The sequence below is a fragment of the Nocardia rosealba genome, assembly GCF_020216065.1.
Taxonomy (GTDB): Bacteria; Actinomycetota; Actinomycetes; order Mycobacteriales; family Mycobacteriaceae; genus Nocardia; species Nocardia rosealba.
In genome coordinates, this window is the sequence record NZ_JAIWNA010000002.1 from 904,563 (window position 1) to 921,887 (window position 17,325).

The 17,325-nt window shown below is 67.0% G+C and carries 19 protein-coding genes; 9 read left to right on the top strand and 10 right to left on the bottom strand.

Going from position 1 to position 17,325, the window contains the following annotated elements:
- Positions 1–21: 21 nt before the first annotated feature.
- Positions 22–1,179, top strand: a complete 1,158-nt coding sequence (locus LDL21_RS11025) for an epoxide hydrolase family protein (RefSeq protein WP_225279906.1) — start codon at positions 22–24, stop codon at positions 1,177–1,179.
- A gap of 44 nt (positions 1,180–1,223) precedes the next feature.
- Here the strand turns inward: LDL21_RS11025 and LDL21_RS11030 are convergent, their stop codons facing one another.
- On the bottom strand, positions 1,224–1,838 hold the full coding sequence (locus LDL21_RS11030) for a TetR/AcrR family transcriptional regulator (protein WP_225279907.1): 615 nt from the start codon (positions 1,836–1,838) through the stop codon (positions 1,224–1,226).
- Between the two features lie 77 nt (positions 1,839–1,915).
- Between LDL21_RS11030 and LDL21_RS11035 the strand changes: the two genes are divergently transcribed.
- Genes LDL21_RS11035 through LDL21_RS11045 form a run of 3 tightly spaced genes read left to right on the top strand, consistent with a single transcriptional unit; the run spans position 1,916 to position 3,343 of the window.
- The gene (locus LDL21_RS11035) at positions 1,916–2,152 is read left to right on the top strand and encodes a DUF1272 domain-containing protein (protein WP_225279908.1); all 237 of its coding nucleotides are present in this window, start codon (positions 1,916–1,918) and stop codon (positions 2,150–2,152) included.
- Positions 2,149–2,958 carry an alpha/beta hydrolase family protein gene (locus LDL21_RS11040; protein ID WP_225279909.1) on the top strand — a complete coding sequence of 270 codons (810 nt, stop codon included), beginning with the start codon at positions 2,149–2,151 and terminating at the stop codon, positions 2,956–2,958. The genes LDL21_RS11035 and LDL21_RS11040 overlap by 4 nt, the downstream gene beginning before the upstream one ends.
- Before the next feature lie 40 nt (positions 2,959–2,998).
- Positions 2,999–3,343 (top strand): hypothetical protein, encoded by a 345-nt coding sequence (locus LDL21_RS11045; RefSeq protein ID WP_225279910.1) that lies wholly within the window; start codon positions 2,999–3,001, stop codon positions 3,341–3,343.
- Between the two features lie 412 nt (positions 3,344–3,755).
- Here the strand turns inward: LDL21_RS11045 and LDL21_RS11050 are convergent, their stop codons facing one another.
- Entirely contained in the window at positions 3,756–5,534 is a 1,779-nt protein-coding gene (locus LDL21_RS11050; protein ID WP_225279911.1) for an AMP-dependent synthetase/ligase, read from the bottom strand.
- Positions 5,534–6,847, bottom strand: a complete 1,314-nt coding sequence (locus tag LDL21_RS11055; RefSeq protein WP_225279912.1) for a YhgE/Pip domain-containing protein — start codon at positions 6,845–6,847, stop codon at positions 5,534–5,536. The genes LDL21_RS11050 and LDL21_RS11055 overlap by 1 nt, the downstream gene beginning before the upstream one ends.
- A 79-nt stretch (positions 6,848–6,926) precedes the next feature.
- Between LDL21_RS11055 and LDL21_RS11060 the strand changes: the two genes are divergently transcribed.
- Both LDL21_RS11060 and LDL21_RS11065 read left to right on the top strand, forming a co-directional pair.
- Positions 6,927–7,541, top strand: coding sequence for a TetR/AcrR family transcriptional regulator (locus LDL21_RS11060; RefSeq protein ID WP_225279913.1), 615 nt, complete (start codon positions 6,927–6,929; stop codon positions 7,539–7,541).
- An 82-nt stretch (positions 7,542–7,623) separates the two neighbouring features.
- Positions 7,624–8,004, top strand: coding sequence for a DUF4234 domain-containing protein (locus LDL21_RS11065; protein ID WP_181695950.1), 381 nt, complete (start codon positions 7,624–7,626; stop codon positions 8,002–8,004).
- A gap of 53 nt (positions 8,005–8,057) precedes the next feature.
- Here LDL21_RS11065 and LDL21_RS11070 read toward each other — a convergent pair whose 3' ends face one another.
- The 6 genes from LDL21_RS11070 to LDL21_RS11095 are packed head-to-tail and all read right to left on the bottom strand — an operon-like array spanning position 8,058 to position 13,147.
- Entirely contained in the window at positions 8,058–10,427 is a 2,370-nt protein-coding gene (locus LDL21_RS11070) for an ATP-binding cassette domain-containing protein (RefSeq protein ID WP_225279914.1), read from the bottom strand.
- Positions 10,428–10,476: 49 nt separating this feature from the next.
- The gene (locus tag LDL21_RS11075) at positions 10,477–10,887 is read right to left on the bottom strand and encodes a VOC family protein (RefSeq protein ID WP_181695952.1); all 411 of its coding nucleotides are present in this window, start codon (positions 10,885–10,887) and stop codon (positions 10,477–10,479) included.
- A gap of 10 nt (positions 10,888–10,897) precedes the next feature.
- Positions 10,898–11,332 (bottom strand): helix-turn-helix transcriptional regulator, encoded by a 435-nt coding sequence (locus LDL21_RS11080; RefSeq protein ID WP_181695953.1) that lies wholly within the window; start codon positions 11,330–11,332, stop codon positions 10,898–10,900.
- Between the two features lie 23 nt (positions 11,333–11,355).
- Complete coding sequence (locus tag LDL21_RS11085) at positions 11,356–11,745, bottom strand: MerR family transcriptional regulator (RefSeq protein ID WP_225279915.1); 390 nt, start codon at positions 11,743–11,745, stop codon at positions 11,356–11,358.
- Between the two features lie 9 nt (positions 11,746–11,754).
- Positions 11,755–12,291, bottom strand: a complete 537-nt coding sequence (locus LDL21_RS11090) for a class I SAM-dependent methyltransferase (RefSeq protein ID WP_225279916.1) — start codon at positions 12,289–12,291, stop codon at positions 11,755–11,757.
- A 43-nt stretch (positions 12,292–12,334) separates the two neighbouring features.
- A complete protein-coding gene (locus tag LDL21_RS11095) occupies positions 12,335–13,147 on the bottom strand; it encodes an N-acetylmuramoyl-L-alanine amidase-like domain-containing protein (RefSeq protein WP_443678041.1) in 813 nt (270 codons plus the stop codon).
- A gap of 184 nt (positions 13,148–13,331) precedes the next feature.
- Between LDL21_RS11095 and LDL21_RS11100 the strand changes: the two genes are divergently transcribed.
- A complete protein-coding gene (locus LDL21_RS11100) occupies positions 13,332–14,390 on the top strand; it encodes a glucose 1-dehydrogenase (protein ID WP_225279918.1) in 1,059 nt (352 codons plus the stop codon).
- Here LDL21_RS11100 and LDL21_RS11105 read toward each other — a convergent pair.
- The gene (locus LDL21_RS11105) at positions 14,387–15,094 is read right to left on the bottom strand and encodes a DsbA family oxidoreductase (RefSeq protein ID WP_225279919.1); all 708 of its coding nucleotides are present in this window, start codon (positions 15,092–15,094) and stop codon (positions 14,387–14,389) included. The two genes, LDL21_RS11100 and LDL21_RS11105, sit on opposite strands and share 4 nt — an antisense overlap.
- A 128-nt stretch (positions 15,095–15,222) precedes the next feature.
- Here LDL21_RS11105 and LDL21_RS11110 point away from each other — a divergent pair, with 128 nt between their 5' ends.
- Both LDL21_RS11110 and LDL21_RS11115 read left to right on the top strand, forming a co-directional pair.
- Positions 15,223–15,978: a histidine phosphatase family protein gene (locus LDL21_RS11110; RefSeq protein WP_225279920.1), complete on the top strand. Its 756-nt coding sequence runs from the start codon at positions 15,223–15,225 to the stop codon at positions 15,976–15,978.
- 52 nt (positions 15,979–16,030) lie between these two features.
- Positions 16,031–17,311, top strand: coding sequence for a threonine/serine exporter family protein (locus LDL21_RS11115; protein ID WP_225279921.1), 1,281 nt, complete (start codon positions 16,031–16,033; stop codon positions 17,309–17,311).
- Positions 17,312–17,325 lie beyond the last annotated feature (14 nt).

A 17,325-nucleotide genomic window follows, 5' to 3' on the forward strand; every position in this document is an offset into this window, starting at 1 on the left:
AATTCGGGTAACCCGGTACGCATGGACGTACAAGCATTCGAAGCCCGCGCGACAGACGCCGAACTCGACGACCTGCGTGCACGATTGGCCGCGGCGCGGTTGCCGGAAGCGGAGACGGTCTACCGACCGGGACCCGACCCGCGCCGATGGGATCAGGGCGTTCCGCGCGCCGACCTCGTCGAGGTGGTGCGTTACTGGCGCAGCGGATACGACTGGCGCTCGTTCGAAGAGCGCCTCCACCAGATCGGGCAGTTCCGCACGACCATCGACGGTCTCGGCATCCACTTCCTGCACCGCCGGTCCCCACGCACCGACGCCACACCACTGATCATGACGCACGGCTGGCCTGGCAGCGTCGCCGAATTCACCGACATCGTCGACGAACTGGCCGACCCGAAAGATGCCGCCGCACCGGCATTCCACGTCGTCGTCCCCTCGCTACCGGGCTTCGGCTACAGCGACAAACCGACCACCACAGGGTGGGGCACCGAAAAGATCGCCGCCGCATGGGTGGAACTGATGGACAGGCTCGGCTACCGGCAGTTCCTGGCACACGGCGGCGACTGGGGCGGCAACATCACCACCGTGCTCGCCGGCAGGTTCCCGGACCGTGTTCTCGGCATCCACACGCTGTTCGCCGAAGCACCGCCCGGGCTCACAACAGACGGACTGACGCCGATCGAACGCCGGTGGACCGAGGAAACCCGCGACTTCTGGCAATACCGCGCCGCCTATGCCAAGCAGCAGGCGACCCGACCGCAGACCATCGGCTACTCCCTCGTCGACTCACCGGTCGGACTCCTGGCCTGGATCCTCGACAAGTTCGCCGAGTGGTCCGACACCGACGACACCCCGTTCGAAACGATCCCCATGGACCGCATCCTCGACGACGTCACCCTCTACTGGCTGACCCGCACCGGCGCCTCGGCAGCCCGCATCTACTACGAAAGCCACGCCTCCCTCGACCCCGACCTTCGCGTGGACGTCCCGTCGGCGATCACGATGTACCCGGCCGACATCGAGAAATGCCCGCGACCGTGGGCGCAGCAACGCTATCGGAGAATCGTCCGGTGGACGGAACCTCCGACCGGCGGCCATTTCCCGTCACTCGAGGTTCCGGAGTACTTCGTCGACGACCTTCGCCAGGGGCTTGCGGCGGTGCTCGCCGTAGCGCGATGACCTTGGCACGCCCTCATTCCACCGCATCGGCGAAATCCTGCGAACTAACCGCGCAGCGATTCGTCGTGGGCGGACGCGAACATGCCGTCGAGTACCGCGTCGAGTTCGGTGTGGGCGGCGGTCAGTGCGTTTTCGCGGGAGCGGGAGGTGGCTACGAACATCGCGAGTTCGTTGAGGCCGCCCAACAGCAGGTGTGCCAGCACTTTCGGATTGTGGCGGGGGAGTAGATCGCCCTGATCGTGGGCGGCTACTAGGAGGTCTTTGACGAGGGCGAGGGAGCGGCCGCCGTCGATTTCGCGCCAGCGGGTCCAGCCGAGAGCGGCGGGGGCTTCTACGAACAGGATCTGGCGGACAGTCTTGTCGGCCAGCTGGTCGACGAATGCGTGGGTGACCGCATGCACGCGTTCGTTCGGTCGGCCTGTCAGCGCATGCTTCGACAAGGTGTCGACCACCCCGTGATCGACCTCGGCGAAACAGGCCTCCATCAGCCCGACCATGCTGCCGAAGTGGTGGTACAGCGCGCCCCGGGTGACACCGGCGGCCTCGCAGACCTGTGCGGTCGTCACCTCGGCGAAACCGTGCTCGGCGAACAACGCGATGCCGACCGAGATCAACCTCGCCCGTGTACGTGCGGCGTTCTCTTCGCGAACCGATGCCATCTTGCCTTCCCTCCGCCAGTGACGTACACATTGTAGGTGACATACAATTTGTATGTGAGATTGAGGGAGTGGCCGTGATGCTGAAGATGAAGTCCACCTGCGAAACCTGTGCCGCGCCGTTGCGCGACGACGCCGAAGCGTTCATCTGCAGTTACGAATGCACCTACTGTCCGGCGTGCACGGCGGATCACGGAGTGTGCCCGAATTGTGCGGGGGAGTTGGTGCGGCGACCCCGACGCACCACCGGCGTCGCCGAGATCGCCCGGCGGGCACCTGCTCGGCTACGCCGCAAGATCCGGGGTACCGGTCGATGAGCGCGACCGCAATGTCCAGCGGCGCTGTCGCGCACTGGTTTCCGGGTCGACCCGGCACGCCGACGTTGCTGGTCCTGCCTGCCCTCGGGGTCGTTGCACGCCACTATCAGCGCTTCTCCGAAGCGGCACAAGCGCAGGGATTTCACGTGCTGACACTCGACTACCGGGGGCAGGGAGCCAGCGACCTGGTCATTTCCCGAGGCACGCGGTTCGGCTACGCCGACTTGGTTGCGGGCGACCTGACCGAGGCCATCACCTGGGCGCGTGGGCAGGGGACCGGACCGCTGGTCTTGATAGGGCACAGCCTCGGTGGACAGCTGGCCGCCGCCCTCGAGTCGATGTCGCCGGGGGAGTTCGACGGGCTCGCGCTCGTCGCCGCAGGCACACCACACTGGCGGGCCTTCACCGGGCGCGCACGCCTCGTGCCTCTGGTGTTGCCCACGGTCTTCGCCGGAATAGCCCACGCGCAAGGCGTGTTCGAGGGCCGCAGATTCGGCTTCGGCAGACAGTCGGCACAGCTCATCGAGGACTGGGCACGCATGGCCCGTACCGGTTCGTGGTCCGAGAAGCCGGTCGCGCTTCCGGATAGGAGTATTCCGCTCCTGGCGATCTCGTTCGGAAGCGACCAGCTCGCACCCACGTCTGCCGTGGATGCCCTGGTGCGTTTCTTCCCCTGCGCCACAACGACCCGCGCCCATTTCGGCGAACCGTCGGGACACGTGGGGTGGCTGAAGCAGCCCGACGTTGTTGTCGATGTGCTGAATCGATGGGTGGCAGAGATTCTCGCACCGGAGAAGAGGGGATAGGCGGCGTAGAGTTGACGGCCCGAGCCCACAGGAGTCGACGATGTCCCGACCAGTGTTGATCCGAACTTCCGCGATCGGTGTGGCAGTGGGTGCGGCCACGATCTTCGGCGCGGTCGGTCAAGCATCCGCCGATGTCGAGCCCGGCACCTACACGTCCACGACGTTGTCGGCCGGCATCGTGCTCCTGCAACGCGACGCGCGCGTCGAGGGCGGGGAGCTGGTCCTGATCGGGCGGTACCCGATTCACCCCACGCCCGACGGTGGTTACGTCGATCTGTTTCCCGGCCATCGCGTCGTCCTGATCAGCGACGGACGTGGCGGATACTCCGGCCCGGCGTACCTGGGTGGGGTGGAGATCGGCTCCATCACGTTGACGCCGCGCTGAAACGAGGAAATCCCCAGTGGTCTGGAGCTGCCCAGAAACGGCCTACCTGACATAATGTGCATTATCGGCGTTTTAACCGGGTCGGTTGGTAGGGGTTTCGAGAACATTTGTGGCAGCGTATGCAACTTCGCACCGCGTGCCCATGACCCCGTTCGACAGCCGGCCCGCTTCGCTCGGATCAGCCTGTCACCAGAAAATCATCCACCCAGACGGTTTGCTCGCGCCGAGTCGTTTCGGCCGATTTCGAGCCTCCGGCCATTCATGACTATTCGGGATGAATGCCGCCGCCTGGGGCTTGATCTGCGGGTGGTACGAAGAAGGCCGACTGGGAGGTGGCTCGCGTGCGCTCCCCCTCCATCCCCCAACCCCCTTATTTCGTCACTGTGACGAAATAAGGGGGTTGGGGAAGGACTCAGCTGTACAGCGCTTCTACTTCGGACGCGTACTTCTTCATGACCTCGGCTCGGCGCAGGGACATTTTCGGGGTCAGTTCGCCGGTGGCTTCGGTCCAGTCGGCGGGCAGGATGCGGACCTTCTTGATGCCCTCGGCCTTGGAGACCAATTTGTTGGTGTCGGCGACAGCTTGGTCGATGTCCGCGCGGAGGGTGGGATTGTCGACGAGGTCTTCGACAGGGGTATCGGCAGGGATGTTGTTGCGCTGTTTCCAAGCGGGAAGGGCTTCGGGGTCGAGAGTGACGAGGGCACCGACGAAGGGGCGACCGTCACCGACGACCATCGCCTGACCGACCACTGGATGCGCGCGCAGGGCGTCTTCCATGAGGCCTGGTGAGACGTTCTTGCCACCCGCGGTGACCAGGATTTCCTTCTTGCGGCCGGTGATCGTGAGGTAGCCGTCGGCGTCGATGGCGCCCAGGTCGCCGGTGCGGAACCAGCCGTCGACGAAGGCGTCCGCGGTGGCGTCGGGGTTGCCCCAGTATTCGCCGAAGACGACAGGTCCGCGCAGCAGTAGTTCACCGTCGTCGGCGATCTTGATGCCGTGGCCCTCGATGGGTCGGCCGACGGTGCCGACGCGGGTGTTGCGCGGGGTGTTCACGGTGACGGCAGCGGTGGTCTCGGTGAGGCCGTAGCCTTCGTACACCGGGAGGCCCGCGCCACGGAAGAAATGCCCGAGCCGTGCGCCGAGTGGGCCGCCGCCGGAGACCGCCGCACCGCATCGACCGCCGAGCGCGCGACGCAACTGCGCGTACACGAGCTTGTCGAACAGGGCGTGCTCCAGCTTGCGCAGCAGACCCGGCCCACCGGTGTCGAGTGTCTCGCTCCACACGATGGCGGTCTCGGTGGCTCGGTCGAAGACGCGGCCCTTGCCGCCGACGTGTGCCTTCTGTTTCGCGGCGTTGAACACCTTCTCGAACACGCGCGGCACGGCGAGGATGAAATCGGGCCGGAACTCGGCGAATTGGTCGACGAGGGTCGCCCAATCGGAGCTGAAGGCGACGATCACCTTCGCGTCGAGCGCGGCGAGCGTGACCGCCCGGGCGAAGACGTGTGCCAACGGCAGGAACATCAGTGTGCGGTTGCCCTCGGTGACGAACTCCCCCAGCGCGAGCCGGTCGGATTTGGATTCGGCGTAGAGGTTGGCGTGGGTGAGCAGCACACCTTTGGGGCGGCCGGTGGTGCCGGAGGTGTAGATCAGGGTCGCGGGCGATTCCGCGCCGACACCGGCGCGCCGGGTGTGGACGGCCTCGTCGTCGAGGTGAGCGCCACGTGCGGTTAGTTCGGCGACGACGCCCTTGTCGATTTGCAGGATCTCACGCAGGTCAGGCAGTGCGTCGGCGGCGATCTCGCCGATGATGCGGCGGTGCTTGTCGCTGTCGACGATCAGCAACCCGGTGCCGGAGTCCTGCAGGATCCATTTGGCCTGTTCGGCGGCGGAACTGTCGTAGATGGCTACGGTGCAGCCGCCTACCGCCCAGATGGCGTGGTCGAGCACGACCCATTCGTAGCGGGTGGGTGCCATGATGGCGACCCGGTCACCGGGTTCGATTCCGGTGGCGATGAGGCCTTTCGCCACGGCGGTCACGGTTTTCGCGAACTGGGCGGCGGTGATGTCGGCGCCCGCGACACTGAACAGCACCGTGTCGGGCGATTCTCGGCCGTACCGGAACACGCTGTCGGAGTTGTTGGCGTTGTCCGGAATCACGTACGACGCCGGGGTTTCGAACTCTCGCATCAGTGCCCTTCCACGGTTGCCGGTTCCTGGCGGTGATCGAGGCCGAGGCGATGCAGGCCACGCAGATCATAGGCGTGGGTGGCCACGAAACCGAGGACCAACCCGATAGCCAGGCCGGCGATGGTCATCCAGAGGCCACGGCTCAAGCCTGCCTCGAGGTTTCCGTCGAAGAACATGATGGCGCGCACGGCGAGGTAGATCTGGTGCATCGGTTCGAACGAGGCCATGTCGGCGATCCAGCGCGGTGTCGCTTCGAGCGGGATGGTGCCCGAGGACGACGGGATGCCGAGGACGACGAAGACGATGAGGTTGATCATCAGGCCCGCGGTGCCGAAGGCGGCCATCACCGACAGACCGGTGACCGCGATGGCGATGACGGCCAGGGTGCCGTAGAGGAACAGCATGAGCGGGCGTTCGATGCTCATGTCGAGCAGGGCGCCGACGGCGAGGAATGCGGCCGAGGCCAGTGGGGCGCTGATGACGGCGATGGCCCATTTGATGAGCAGGGTGCGCCAGCGGCTGATCCGTGCGGGGGTGGTCGGCTTGTGCCACGGCCCGTATTCGGCGGGGATGAAGCCGAGGGATCCGTCGACGAGGGAGTTGATCATCATGGCACCGCTGAATCCGACGATCAGCAGGACCAGGGTGTAGAAGAAGGCGGCGAGGCCCTGGCCGGTGCCTTCGGGCAGTGGGTGGTAGGCGCTGACGACGACGTCGATGGGTTTGGCGAGTTGCAGCTGGGCGGCGCCGCTGAGCGGTGTGCTGCCGATCGCGACGCGGACCTGGTCGGCGAGCTGGGTGCCGACGGTGGTGTTGACCTCGGTCATCGCCTTGTCGGCGATGGTGTGCATGATCTGGGCGGCGAGGGTGCCCGCGCGGGGGTTGGTGAGTACGGAGATCATCGGCTGTTCGACGTCGCCGGTGACGACGGAGGCGGCGCCGAGGATGGCGACGCGTTTGGTGAAGTCGCCGGGAATGATGATGGCGCCGTACACCTCACCGTTGCGTAGTTGCCGGTGTGCCTCGTTGATGCCGACGGTGCGCAGGTCGATCTTCTCGGCGGGGATCTGCTCCCCCAGCGCGGTGGTGATCTGCGCGCCGAGGTTGGCGGGTTTGCCCGCGAGTGTGTCGCCGACGTCCTGGTTGACGAGGGCGATCGGGAAGTCGTGCAGGTGTTTCTCGGGGTCGGCGGTGTAGCCGAGGTACATGGTTCCCAGGAGCGCGGCCAGCACGGTGACCAGCGTGATCGGCGCTAGCCAGTCACGGATCGGCATGCTGCGCGGTCGGCGCGTCGGCGCGGTGTTGTCAGTCATGGCATGCGCAAATGTAGTCACCGACTACAAAGTAGTCAATGCAAACATTCAGGGGTGTGTCGGATATCCTGCTAACACCATGTCCCTGCATTCGCGCTATCACCACGGCGATCTCCGCGCCGCACTGCTGCAGCACGCCGAGGCGGCGCTGCGTACGGTCGGCGCCGACGGGCTGTCGTTGCGCCAGCTCGCCCGCGACACCGGCGTCAGTCACGCGGCGCCCAGCAGGCATTTCCGTGACAAGCAGGCTTTGCTCGACGCACTGGCCGTCACCGGCCTGCGACGACTCGGCGCCTGCTTCGAAGAGGCCGCGACCGACGGCCCGATCACGACGCGTCTGCGGACCCTGGCCCACACCTATCTGCGCTTCGCCGTCGACAACCCGGAGCTGTTGCCGCTGATGTTCGCGCGCAGGCACAGCTCCACCGAGACCGAGATCCACGACGCCGCCGAGCGGGCCTTCGCCGTACCCATCGCGCTGATCGCCGAGGGGCAGGCCGCGGGCGAGATCATCCCCGGCGATCCGAAACGCATCGGGGTCACCGCCCTCGCGGCGCTACAGGGGCTGGCGACGTTCGTCGGTTCGGGCTACACCGCCGACTACGACGCCGAGCAACTCCTCGACGACCTGGTCGACCACCTCACCCTCGGTCTACTCCCCCGCCGGTCTTCCTCGGGTGGCGCGAGTAGGTGATGTGCAGTACGTTGCGAGGTTGCGGTGGCGCCGAAAAGCCCTGCTGTGACATTCCATTCGCATTCAGATAGGTGTCACCGACATGACTACAGCCCTCGCCCCATCACCGGTGCAGCGTCGCAACCCGGTATTGGTGTGGCTGGTCTTCCCGCTCATCACGTTCGGGATCTACTTCTTCGTCTGGTACTACAAGATCCACAAGGAGATGGCCGAGCAGCGGCGTGATCCCGAGGCTCCGGTCACCGGTCCCCTGCTGGTGATGCTGTTTCTGTCGTGGACCGGGATCGGTTTCATCGTCAGCTACTGGCGGACGGGCAATCGGATCAGGGCCACCCAGGAGAGCGCCGGGCTGGAGCCGTCGTGCAGCCCGGCGATCGGGTTCCTGCTGAATCTTGTCCTCGGGCTGGGCCTCTTGTACTACCAACTCGAACTGAACAAGGTCGCTGCGCCCGACCGCGACTAGTCGTCCGACTTCGAAGGCCCTCCCCCTGGCCGATTCCAGGGGGAGGGCCTTTTTCATGCTCCGACGTATTCGGCGAGGTGCTCACCGGTGAGGGTGGAGCGGGCGGCGACGAGGTCGGCGGGGGTTCCCTCGAACACGATCTGGCCGCCGTCGTGGCCCGCGCCGGGGCCGAGGTCGATGATCCAGTCGGCGTGGGCCATCACGGCCTGGTGGTGTTCGACGACGATGACGGACTTGCCGGAGTCGACGAGGCGATCGAGCAGTCCGAGTAGCTGTTCGACGTCGGCCAGATGCAGACCGGTCGTCGGTTCGTCGAGGATGTAGACCCCGCCCTTGTCGGACATGTGGGTGGCCAGCTTGAGGCGCTGGCGTTCACCGCCGGACAGGGTGGTCAGCGGCTGACCGATGGTGAGGTAGCCGAGGCCGACCTCGGTGAGGTGGGTGAGGATCTTGTGCGCGGCCGGGGTGCGTGCCTGCCCCTCACCGAAGAACTCGCGTGCCTCGTCGACGGGCATCGACAGCACCTCGCTGATGTTCTTGCCCGCGAAGGTGTATTCGAGGACTTCGGCCATGAACCGCTTGCCCTCACACACCTCGCAGATCGTCGACACGCCGGCCATCATGGCCAGGTCGGTGTAGACGACGCCCGCGCCGTTGCAGTTCGGGCACGCCCCTTCGGAATTGGCGCTGAACAGGGCGGGTTTGGCGCCGGTGGCTTTGGCGAAGGCCTTGCGGATGTGGTCGAGCAGGCCGGTGTAGGTGGCGGGATTGCTGCGGCGCGAACCCTTGATGGGGGCCTGGTCGATGGAGATGACACCTTCGTCGACCGGGATGGAGCCGTGCACGAGCGAGCTCTTACCGGAGCCGGCCACCCCGGTGACGGCGACGAGCACACCGAGCGGGATGTCGACGTCGACCTTGCGCAGGTTGTTGGCGGTGGCGCCGCGGATCTGCAAGGCGCCGTTCGACTTTCGCACCGAGTCCTTGACCTTGGCGCGGTCGTCGAAGTGGCGGCCGGTGACGGTGTCGCTGGTGCGCAATCCGTCGACGGTGCCTTCGAAGCAGATCGTTCCGCCCTTGGATCCGGCGGCGGGACCGAGGTCGACGATGTGGTCGGCGATGACGATGGTTTCGGGCTTGTGTTCGACGACGAGCACCGTGTTGCCCTTGTCGCGCAGGCGAAGCAGCAGGTCGTTCATGCGCTGGATGTCGTGTGGGTGCAGGCCGGCGGTCGGTTCGTCGAAGACGTAGGTGACGTCGGTGAGCGAGGACCCGAGGTGGCGGATCATCTTGACGCGCTGCGCTTCACCACCGGACAGGGTGCCCGACGGGCGCGACAGCGACAGGTAGCCGAGGCCGATCTCGACGAACGAGTCGAGGGTGCCGCGCAGTGATTCCAGCAGCGGCGCCACCGAGGGGTCGTCGATGGTCTTGACCCATTCGGCGAGGTCGGTGATCTGCATGGCGCAGGCGTCGGCGATGCTCTTGCCCTCGATCTTCGACGAGCGGGCTTCGGCCGAGAGGCGGGTGCCCTCGCAGTCGGGACAGGTGCCGAAGGTGACGGCGCGCTCGACGAACGCGCGGACGTGCGGCTGCAGTGATTCGACGTCCTTGGACAGCATCGACTTGCGGATCTTGGGGATCAGACCCTCGTAGGTGAGGTTGATGCCGTCGACCTTGATCTTGGTCGGTTCCTTGTACAGCAGGTCGGCGAGCTGTTTCTTGGTGTACTTCTTGATCGGCTTGGCGGGGTCGAAGAAGCCGCTGCCCTTGTAGATGCGGCCCATCCAGCCGTCCATGCTGTAGCCGGGGATGGTGAACGGGCCTTCGTCGAGGGATTTGTTCTCGTCGTAGAGCTGGGTGAGGTCGATGTCGTTGACCTTGCCCTTGCCCTCGCAGGTGGGGCACATGCCGCCGGTGATGTTGAAGCTGCGGCGCTCCTTGACGGTGACCCCGTTCTTCTCCACCGCGACCGCGCCGGAACCGCTGATCGAGGCCACGTTGAACGAGAACGCCTGCGAGGAACCGATGTGCGGGTCACCGAGGCGGCTGAACAGGATGCGCAGCATGGCGTTGGCGTCGGTGACGGTGCCGACCGTGGAGCGCGGGTCGGCACCCAGACGCGACTGGTCGACGAGGATGGCGGTGGTGAGCCCGTCGAGGACGTCGACGTCGGGGCGGGCCTGGGTGGGCATGAAGCCCTGGACGAACGCGCTGTAGGTCTCGTTGATGAGACGCTGGGATTCGGCGGCGATGGTGCCGAAGACCAAAGAGCTCTTCCCGGAGCCGGAGACGCCGGTGAACACGGTGAGTCGGCGCTTGGGGATCTCGACGCTGACATCGCGCAGGTTGTTCACCCGCGCGCCGGTGACCCGGATCAGATCGTGGCTGTCGGCCGGCGCAGGCGCTGCGGTCTTGCTCATGGGTCTCCTCGGTCGTTCGGCGTCCACCGAATCTAGCGGTCGGGTCCGACTATTTCGTCTGCTGGATGCGAATCATGTTGCCCGCCGGGTCGCGGAAGGCGCAGTCACGGATGCCGTAGGGGTGGTCGGTGGGTTCCTGCACCACTTCCACGTCGTCTGCCTGCAGTTTCTCGAACAGGGCGTCGAGGTCGTCGGTGGCGAGATTGACGGCCGCGTAGGTGCCCTTGGCCATCATTTCGGTGATGACGCGCTTCTCCTCGTCGGTGATGCCGGGGTCGGCGGCCGGTGGGTGCAGCACGATCGAGGTGTCGGGCTGGCCCTTCGGTCCGACGGTGATCCAGCGCATGCCGTTGTAGCCGACGTCGTTGCGGATCTCGAAACCGAGGGCGTCGCGGTAGAAGGCCAGCGCGGCGTCGGGGTCGTCCTGGGGCAGGTAACTCTGGTGAATGGTGATGTTCATGGGATCGACGCTAACGGTCGCCGGAACCGGTTGCTTCTCGATTCCTGATCGGTCTGGTCACCGCTTTGGCCACGCACGACGGGATGCCCTCGGTCGGTGCGTACTGCTGGCGGTACACGCTCGGTGGGACGCCGACGAGTTCGGTGAATCGTGTACTGAACGTGCCGAGTGAGGAGGAGCCGACGGCGAAGCACACCTCGGTGACGCTCATCCGGCCCAGTCTCAGCAACGCCATGGCACGTTCGATGCGCCGGGTCATCAGGTACGAATAGGGCGATTCGCCGTAGGCGAGACGGAATTGGCGGCTCAGGTGCCCGGCGGACATGTGCACGCCTCGGGCCAGTGCTTCCACGTCGAGGGGTTGGGCGTATTCGCGGTCGATGCGGTCGCGCACGCGGCGCAGCCGGGCGAGGTCGCTCAGTTGCTGGGGGCGTGCACCGGTCATGAAGCGATCGTCGCACGTGCGGGCTATGGCTTGTCCAGCACGGTTGCCAGGTGTGCGCGGAAGTGCGGGCAGGTGCGGAAGTCCTCGGCGTCGCAGTCGAGGACGTGGGTGACCGCGTCGAGGGCGCTGCGGGTGCGGGCGAGTTGTTCGGTGAGCCGCGCGCGTTGTGTTTCCAACACGCGGCGGCGGGTGTCGCGGTCGGGGTCGTGGGTGAACAGAGTGGCCAGGTCCTCGAGGGTCAGCCCGGCCTTCTTGCCGAGGACGACCATGGCGACCGTGTCGATGTCGGTGTCGCGGTATACCCGCCTGCCTGCCGAGTCGCGTTCGGGGGTGAGCAGGCCTTGGTCTTCCCAGTGCCGCAGTACGTGGGTCGCGAGTCCGAAGCGGGTCGCGACCTCACCGATGGTCGCCATGGTCGCACTCTAGGCGGCGTGCAGGCGGTATCGGGTGACGAGTGCGACGGGATGCCATGGCAGGCGGATGTTCTCACGTTCGATGTCGCCTGCCGTGCGGCGGATCTCGCGGGTACGGGCGAAGCGGAAGTCGTAGAGGGCGGCGGTTGCGCCGGGGCGCAGGACGCGACGGATCTCGCGGAATGCGGCGGGCAGGTCGGGCCATTCGTGCATGCTGAGGCTGGAGACGATCAGGTCGACGCTCGCGTCGGGGTAGGGCAGGTCGGTGACGTCGCCGACGGTGAGATCTGCCCGGTGACCGGCGAGGTTGCGGCGGGCGATGTCGATCATGTGCGGGGACAGGTCGAGGCCGTGCAGCGTGAGGTCGGGGCGCCGGGTAGCGATGTGCGCCAGGAGTTTTCCGGGGCCGGTGCCGAGATCGAGGACGGTGGCGCCGGGGGCGGCCAGGGTGTCGATGTCGGTGCTGATGCGGCGGTAGAGCGCGGTGAGCAGGCGGGTGGCGCGGCGGTCGTAGCCCAGGCTCTGGCGGTGTCCGAAGGTGGTCATGGCACCACTGTCGGTGTTCAGGTCGACCTGAAGTCAAGGGTGGCTAGCGGGGGCGCAGGACCAGGATTCCAGGGACGGTGCGCACGTACTCGAGCAGCGGGGTGTCGACGACCTGGTTGTGCTCGGCGAGGGAGGAGGCGTTGCGGAACACCGGGCCGTCGGTGGTGTGGACGAGGATGCCGACGTGGGTGACGTCCAGGCCCGCGGCCGGGGTGTAGGCGCCGATGAAGTCACCGGTGCGCAGTCCGGCGACCACTCCCCCGTCGACGGCGCCGGACGGGATGTGGGTGACGGCCCGGTCGACGACGGGGACGCCGGGCAGGAAGGTGGTGCCGTCGGCTTTGGCGTTCAGGTGCTTGGTGGTGGTGATCGCGGCTGGGCTCAGGTCGGCGGTGATATCGGTGGCCGAGATCCGCGGTGTGCTGGCCCAGTCGGTGAAGAAGTGTTTGCGCTGGGTGAATTCGACCCGGCTGTCGACGTAGCGGGCGGCGATCAGGTTGTCGAAGAACTGCTCGGCGGTGCTCGAGCGTGATGCGGCGTCGACGTAGTCGAGGAAGGTGAAGCAGTCGACGCGTCGCAGGTCGACGACGAGTTGCTCGGGTGTGTTCGCCGACCCGATCAGCATGTTCGCCCCGTAGGGGGTGCCGAGCAGGCGTGCGGAGATCCGTTCGATTTGCACGGCCCGGTCGGTGGTGCCCGCGCGGGTGCGGGCGTCGAGCAGTTCGTCGACCTTGCGGGCGGTGGCGTCGTCGAGAACGACCGGCGGTGTGGCCTGGGCCGGTGGGGCGAGGCAGACGAGCGCGACGAGCAGGCACAGAACCTGGACAATGGTGCGCAAGACGCCTCCGGTGGGCATGGTCGGTCGAGGTGAGCGGTTCCCACGGTAACCGACGGGGGCGACGACCCGGATTGCAAACAATTCGCGACCTGAACAGTTCTTCGCCTCAGCGCACGTGTCCCGTACCGTTATCCCAGGTAGTGCGTGTTTCACCAAGGTTCGCGAATGGATAGCCAGGGCAGTTCGTCGGAAGGGAAACGACATGCGCGCTTTGACCGTAGTGCCGAACCGACCCGGATCGTTGCGGATAGACGATGTCCCGGATCCGGTGCCCGGCCCCAACGAGCTTCTCGTGGACGGGATTTCGCTCGGCATCTGCGGCACCGACCGCGAGATCGCCTCGGGCATCTACGGGTGGGCGCCGCCGGGACGCGAACACCTCGTCCTCGGGCACGAATCGCTGGGCCGAGTACGCACCGCGCCCGACGGCAGCGGTTTCGCCCCCGGTGACCTCGTCGTCGGAATCGTGCGCAGGCCCGATCCGGTGCCGTGCGGGGCGTGTGCGCACGGTGAGTTCGACATGTGCCGCAACGGTGAGTACGTCGAGCGCGGGATCAAGCAGATCGACGGGTACGGGTCGACGTCGTGGGTGGTGGACGCCGACTACACGGTCAAGCTGGACCCGGCGCTCACCGAGGTGGGTGTGCTGATGGAACCGACGACGGTGCTGGCCAAGGCGTGGGACCAGATCGAGAAGATCAACACCAGGGCCTGGTTCGAACCGAAGTCGGTGCTGGTCACCGGTGCGGGCCCGATCGGTCTGCTCGCCGCGCTGCTCGGTGTGCAGCGCGGCTTGGACGTGCATGTGCTCGACCGTTCCACCGAGGGCCCCAAACCGAAGTTGGTCGAAGACCTCGGCGCCACGTTCCACACCGGTTCGGCGCTCGATGTCGGTGAGAAGATCAACGCCGACATCGTGATCGAGGCGACGGCGGCCACCGCGATCGCCCAGCAGTTGCTCCAGCTGAACAATCCGGGCGTGATCATCTGCTTGACCGGTGTCTCCTCCCCCGGCAAGGACACAGAGGTCGACGTCGGCGCGGTCAACCGCAATATGGTGCTCGACAACGCGGTGGTGTTCGGGTCGGTCAACGCCAACCGGCACCACTACGAGCTGGCGGCCCAGGCGCTGGCCAAGGCGGACCCGGCGTGGCTGGGCCGGTTGATCACCCGGCGGTTGCCGTTGGAGCGGGCCCTGGAGGCGTTCGATCCGGGCGATCACTCCGATATCAAGGTCGTCATCGACCTCGGCGCGAGTTAGACCGCGCAGCCGTCCGGCCCGCAGGACTCGCCCTCGGCAACGGTGACCAGCGGGGCCGGGCGGTCGTTGTAGGCGGTGGTGAGCGCCTGGGCGAACACTTCGGTGGGCTGGGCGCCCGACACGGCGTACTTGTTGTCGAACACGAAGAACGGCACGCCGGTGACGCCGAGCTGGGCGGCGGTGCGTTCGTCCTGGCGGACGGCGTCGGCGTAGGCGGTGGGGTCGGCGAGGACGGCACGGACCGCGGTTTCGTCGAGACCGGCGCGTACGGCGAGGTCGACGAGGCGTTCGGTGTCGGCGAAGACCGGTTCGGCTTCGGCGAAGTTGCCCGCGTAGAGGGCGTCGAGCAGTGCCTCCTGGCGGCCCTGTTCGAGAGCGAAGTGCAGGAGCCGGTGCATGTCGAAGCTGCTGCCGTAGTCGCGGCCGCTGCTCTGGTAGGGCAGGCCGAGTTCGGCGGCCTGGGCGGCGATGGCGCGTTCGTTGGCGGCGGCCTGGTCGACGGTGATGCCGTACTTGGCCGCGATGCGCGGGATCACCGGACCGCTCTCGTCGGCGGGCAGGGTGGGGTCGAGTTCGTAGGAACGGTGCACGACTTCGACGTCGTCACGGTGCTCGAAGCTGTGCAGGGCCTGCTCGAAGCGGGCTTTGCCCAGGTAGCAGAACGGGCAGTTGATGTCGGTCCAGATCTCTACTCTTGTGGTCAAGCGGGCCTCCTGCGCCACATCGTGGATGGGTGCGCCGGCCCGGCGGAACATTCTGGACAGGCGTACAAGTTCGTTCGATGCAACGCGAGCGACACTGCCGCTATTCCGGTGCAACGGGGAGGAACATGATGGCAGCCGAGCGCGGCGACAGGGGGTGGGTGCAGGTGCCCGACGGTCTGCCACGGCCACGGGCACTCGGCGGACTGTGGGCCATCCGCCACGCCCAGAGCGAAGCCAATGTCTGGTACGCCGATCCCGCGACGCAGACCCGGCCGATGCGCGGCACCGACGCCGGGATGGACCTCAGCGAATACGGCCGCACCCAGTGTCAGCGGCTGGGTGGGTGGCTGGCCGGGTTGTCGAGCTCGCAGCGCCCCGGCCTGGTGGTGTGTTCCCCCTACCTGCGCACGCGGCTGACGTGGGCGTTGATGGCCGACGCGGCGGTACGCGAACGCCGCTTCCCCCCGATCCGCACCCTTGTCGACGAACGGCTGCGCGACCGGGAGATGGGCGTGTTCGAACTGCACCCCTACCGGGCGATCCGGCGACGCGCCCCCGAGGAGGCGTCGCGCCGCGAGCAGGTCGGCAACTGGGTGTACCGCCCACCCGGCGGCGAATCGCTGGCCGACGTGGCGGTGCGGGTGCGCGGTTTCCTCGACGAACTCGACGCCGTCGCCGCCGGGGAGCAGGTCCTGCTGGTCACCCACGACGCGGTGGTCGTGTCGTTGCGCTACATCCTCGACGGCCTCGGTGCGCCCGTTCCGGATTCGCTGGAACCGGTACCCAACGCCTCGGTGTCGCAGTGGCGGCGCGAGGGCGACCGGTTGGCGTTGCGGGTGTGGGGTTCCGACGACCACCTGACCGTGGGTGAGCGGGACGGCTGAGTGCCCTGCGTGTCGGCGTGGGAGCCGGTTCCGCCGCCCCTAGATTGGCTCTATGCCGAACCAGGACACCGGCCGCACCGGCACTGCCCACCTCGATGCGGCCCTCGAGTTCCTGACCCGGCTGGGAACCGACGCGCTCGAGTGCGGCTACGCCACGGCCGCCGCCGAGGACATGGTGCGGGCGTGCGCTGCGGCGTGGGGCTTGTCGCGGCTGACGGTGACGGGGATGGGCCGGGTGCTCATCGTGCAGTGCGAGGACGGGCAGGGGCATCTGGTCTCGCGAATGGGTGAGTCCGCCGGCCTGGACAGCTTCGACTGCGACCGGATGCGCCGCGTCAAAGCAGTGGCGCGAGCGACCGTGACCGAACGGCTCGACCCGGAAACCGCATGCCGCCGGTTGACCGACGCCGATTCCGGTCCGCCGGTATTTCCGTGGTGGTGGGTGCAGGCGGGTGGGATGTTGCTGGCGTTCTGCATCTGTGTGCAGATCGGTGGCGGGATGCTCGCGGCGTCGGCGGCGGCAGTCATCCAGTTGGCGGTGAACGTGACCGGTCGGGGATTCGGCGCGTGGGGGGTGCCGAAACTGTTCGGTGTCGCGGTCCAAGCGGCGCTGGCGGGCAGCCTGGGCGGGTTGTGTCATCTGGCCGACTGGTTGACGGTGGCGCAGGCGGCGACGGTGGTCGCCACCACCTGGGTGTTGATCGCCCCACTGCCTCAACTGATTTCGACCGCCATCGACATGGTGAGCGGAGACAGCATGTCGGCGCTGGTGCGTGCGCTCGGTGCGGGATTGATCATCGGTGGGATCGTCCTGGGTGGGCTGCTCGTGCTGTCGTTGTCGTGGCGATTCGATCTCGGCGTTCCCGTGAGCGCGGACCTGCCGGTGCTTCCGGTGTGGCTGGGTGTGGTGTTCGCGGTCCTCGGCGCGATCGGCAACGCGCTGTTCAATGCCGGTGGCAAGGATCTGCTGCTGCCCGCCGCGGTGGCGGGTCTGGTGACCGCGTCGGTGAACCAGACGCTGATCCATCTGGGGAACATGCCCTCGGCGTGGGCGGGACCGATCGCCGCGGTGGTGCTCGGGTTCCTCGCGGCGGCGTGTGCGGACCGGTTGCGGTTACCGATGTCGGCGCTGGCCCTGGTCGGTATCACCGGTGCGTTGCTGCCGGGCCTGATCGTGTGCCAGGGGTTGATGCTGTCGGTGTATCAGGTGTCGGGGGTGCAGTATTTCGTGCAGGCGGGGGCGGTGTGTGTGGCGTTGGGGGTCGGGGCCAGCCTCGGGGTGTACCTGTGGGCGGTGGTGGCGCGGCGTGGTCGGGCGGTCACCACGCGGTAGCGGGGGTGGAACAA

Coding starts and splice junctions, on each gene's coding strand:
- LDL21_RS11055 (WP_225279912.1), bottom strand. CDS start 6,847: ATGACTGACAACACCGCGCCGACGCGCCGACCGCGCAGCATGCCGATC.
- LDL21_RS11070 (WP_225279914.1), bottom strand. CDS start 10,427: ATGAGCAAGACCGCAGCGCCTGCGCCGGCCGACAGCCACGATCTGATC.
- LDL21_RS11115 (WP_225279921.1), top strand. CDS start 16,031: ATGCCGAACCAGGACACCGGCCGCACCGGCACTGCCCACCTCGATGCG.
- LDL21_RS11060 (WP_225279913.1), top strand. CDS start 6,927: ATGTCCCTGCATTCGCGCTATCACCACGGCGATCTCCGCGCCGCACTG.
- LDL21_RS11035 (WP_225279908.1), top strand. CDS start 1,916: ATGCTGAAGATGAAGTCCACCTGCGAAACCTGTGCCGCGCCGTTGCGC.
- LDL21_RS11050 (WP_225279911.1), bottom strand. CDS start 5,534: ATGCGAGAGTTCGAAACCCCGGCGTCGTACGTGATTCCGGACAACGCC.
- LDL21_RS11110 (WP_225279920.1), top strand. CDS start 15,223: ATGGCAGCCGAGCGCGGCGACAGGGGGTGGGTGCAGGTGCCCGACGGT.
- LDL21_RS11085 (WP_225279915.1), bottom strand. CDS start 11,745: ATGGCGACCATCGGTGAGGTCGCGACCCGCTTCGGACTCGCGACCCAC.
- LDL21_RS11030 (WP_225279907.1), bottom strand. CDS start 1,838: ATGGCATCGGTTCGCGAAGAGAACGCCGCACGTACACGGGCGAGGTTG.
- LDL21_RS11095 (WP_443678041.1), bottom strand. CDS start 13,147: ATGCCCACCGGAGGCGTCTTGCGCACCATTGTCCAGGTTCTGTGCCTG.
- LDL21_RS11040 (WP_225279909.1), top strand. CDS start 2,149: ATGAGCGCGACCGCAATGTCCAGCGGCGCTGTCGCGCACTGGTTTCCG.
- LDL21_RS11100 (WP_225279918.1), top strand. CDS start 13,332: ATGCGCGCTTTGACCGTAGTGCCGAACCGACCCGGATCGTTGCGGATA.
- LDL21_RS11045 (WP_225279910.1), top strand. CDS start 2,999: ATGTCCCGACCAGTGTTGATCCGAACTTCCGCGATCGGTGTGGCAGTG.
- LDL21_RS11065 (WP_181695950.1), top strand. CDS start 7,624: ATGACTACAGCCCTCGCCCCATCACCGGTGCAGCGTCGCAACCCGGTA.
- LDL21_RS11090 (WP_225279916.1), bottom strand. CDS start 12,291: ATGACCACCTTCGGACACCGCCAGAGCCTGGGCTACGACCGCCGCGCC.
- LDL21_RS11025 (WP_225279906.1), top strand. CDS start 22: ATGGACGTACAAGCATTCGAAGCCCGCGCGACAGACGCCGAACTCGAC.
- LDL21_RS11075 (WP_181695952.1), bottom strand. CDS start 10,887: ATGAACATCACCATTCACCAGAGTTACCTGCCCCAGGACGACCCCGAC.
- LDL21_RS11080 (WP_181695953.1), bottom strand. CDS start 11,332: ATGACCGGTGCACGCCCCCAGCAACTGAGCGACCTCGCCCGGCTGCGC.